The 2556-nt window shown below is 49.4% G+C and carries 3 protein-coding genes and 1 pseudogene; all 4 read right to left on the bottom strand.

Going from position 1 to position 2556, the window contains the following annotated elements; all coding sequences use genetic code 11:
* Positions 1 to 530: pseudogene (locus tag AB7U36_RS22330) on the bottom strand (polyribonucleotide nucleotidyltransferase); the annotation flags it as partial.
* 231 nt (positions 531 to 761) lie between these two features.
* Complete coding sequence (gene rpsO / locus AB7U36_RS22325) at positions 762 to 1031, bottom strand: 30S ribosomal protein S15 (RefSeq protein ID WP_428161801.1); 270 nt, start codon at positions 1029 to 1031, stop codon at positions 762 to 764.
* Positions 1032 to 1181: 150 nt separating this feature from the next.
* On the bottom strand, positions 1182 to 2135 hold the full coding sequence (gene truB, locus AB7U36_RS22320) for a tRNA pseudouridine(55) synthase TruB (RefSeq protein ID WP_428161800.1): 954 nt from the start codon (positions 2133 to 2135) through the stop codon (positions 1182 to 1184).
* Positions 2132 to 2446, bottom strand: a complete 315-nt coding sequence (gene rbfA / locus AB7U36_RS22315) for a 30S ribosome-binding factor RbfA (protein WP_428161799.1) — start codon at positions 2444 to 2446, stop codon at positions 2132 to 2134. The genes truB and rbfA overlap by 4 nt, the downstream gene beginning before the upstream one ends.
* Between the last annotated feature and the right edge of the window lie 110 nt (positions 2447 to 2556).

The following is a 2556-nucleotide window of genomic DNA, read 5'->3' as shown; positions in this document are numbered from 1 at the left end:
GTCAGATCAATGTCACTTTGCGCCATCTGTTCAGGCGTAGGGTTTGCAATGAACTGTCCGTTGACCCGTCCCACCTTGACACCGGCAATGGGGCCGTTAAAGGGGATGTCTGAAATCCCAAGGGCAGCAGAAGCCCCGATCATGGCAAGGATACCGGGGTCGCACAATTTATCCGTGGACATCACGGTGGCAATCACCTGGGTTTCAAAATTATAGCCATCTTCAAACAAAGGCCGGATGGGCCGGTCAATGAGACGGGCATTTAAGGTTTCATGTTCCGAAGGCCGGCCTATTTCCCGCCTGAAATAGTTACCCGGAATTCTGCCGGCTGCATAAATTTTTTCCTGGTATTCAACGGACAGGGGAAGAAAACTGATCTCCTCTTTGGGCTCTTTGACCGCCACCGCCGTTACAAGCACCACGGTTTCCCCGTACTGCACCATCACGGACCCGGAGGCCTGTTTGGCAATTTTTCCTGTACTGATAATTAATTCTTTGCCGCCGATACCGGCTGAAACAACTTTTTCCATAATTTCTCCTGATAAACTGAAAAATAAAAAACGGCGGCAGAAGGTGGGAAAAAGGCTTACATATAATACCCCCGCATATTTACCATCAAACACCTCAATGGCTGCCAAGGTTGGTTTGATAGCAAAGATGCGAACTTATATAAAAACCATTCCCCTCTTGCACCGCCCTGCTGAAAACAAAAACCGGTTTTTGACCCAAAACGCATCAAAAACCGGTTTATTAATGCCATCTTATCTTCTGAGTCCGAGATTCTCGATCAATGAACGATATCTGTTAATATCTTTTTTCCTGAGATAGTCCAGAAGACTTCTGCGCCGGCCGACCAGAATTAAAAGCCCCCGTCTTGAATGGTGATCTTTTTTATGGGTCTTCAAATGATCGGTCAAATAGCTGATCCTGTGGGTTAAAATGGCCACCTGAACTTCAGGTGAACCCGTGTCGGACTCATGGAGCTTGAATTTTTCAATCATCTCCTCTTTGTTTTCTGCAAGTAATACCACGGTAACACTCCTTTATTTGGAATACATTAAAATTCGATGCCGTAAACATGAAAGCAGTTCACTTGAATTGCCTTTTATCCAATATTCCATTCAGAAAAAAGCCCTGTGAACTACCCGGACATCGCAGAGATAGCTTGGCATTTTTACCAGTTAAGCATTAAAAACGCAACAATATTTGTATGTTTGCCCGGATTTATCCGGGGTTACGATGGCCCGCAAATTACCATCTGAATCCAGCACCCGGATATCCGGGATGCTGTCTTGGGACACGATTTTATCACCAGTCACAAACGAGGCGTCAGGCATGGGGGCTTCCCTCACAGACAGGGGCTGGCCGCACTTGACTTTTCCGGCTGTTTCACTGTCAGCAATTATGGCAGGCAGAAACCCTAGGCACTGGGACATGGATATGAACCGGGCCTCTATATCCCGGGATGTCATCTCCCCAAGGCGGTCAAAATGCACAGCATCTTCAATTTTAAACTGACTGGACCGGGTGCGCTGCAATGCAGACAAATGGGCGCCGCATCCCAGTACCACCCCGATATCATGGGCAAGGCTGCGAATATAGGTGCCCCCCGAACATATCACCGGCATGTCAAAAACCGGATGGCCGTTCGTATCCAGGCGAAAATTTTCCATGGCAATGGCCATAATATCAATGGGCCGGGGCGGTTTCTCAATCATCTGTCCCTGGCGGGCCAGTTTATACAGGGGCTGGCCTTTATGCTTCAGCGCCGAGTACGCCGGGGGAATTTGTTTCTGGGGACCATGAAAACCGGTCACAACATCTTTGACCTGATCTGAATTCAGGGCGGCAAGGATACCCGAGGCAGCCCTGTGCGTGACAGTACCGGTACAGTCACAGGTGTCGGTTTCGATGCCAAGGGTAACCTGGGCATTGTACCCTTTCACACCGCTTAGAAAATACTTTGAAATCCGGGTGGCCTGGCCCACGGCAATGAGCAGTACCCCTGTGGCAAAGGGATCCAGGGTTCCTGTATGCCCGATTTTTTTTACCTTGAGCAGATGCTTGAGCCGGTTGACCACTCCGGCCGAGGAGATGCCTTGGGGTTTATGAACAACAAGAATGCCGCTTTTCATTCAGCTGGATCGCCGGAAGGCCCGTCCGGGGCACCGGACACATCGTCCTCTTCCTGAACCTCCCCCTTGGGCGCTGCATCAATCAGGGCATCCAGACGGGCAGCCTCATCAAAGGAGTCATCATGGATAAAACGCAGGTCCGGCATCAACCGCAGGTCCAGTTTCGGGGCAATGCTTTTTTTGATAAACCCCTTTGATTTCTTGAACCCTTCCAGGGTTTCACGAATTCTTTTTTTATCCCCGAACACCGTAACGTAGACATAGGCCAGACTAAGGTCCGGGGACATTTTTACCCCGGATATCGTTGCCATCTACATTCTAGGATCCTGCATCTTTTTGGACAGAAGTTCTGTGATGGCCTGCTGAATCTTTATAGAGACCCGCTCGGCACGTGTATAGGGTTTCATAGACCGGTCCTGCT

The organism is Desulfobacter sp., assembly GCF_050177295.1.
This window is presented reverse-complemented; position numbering and strand designations above follow the sequence as displayed.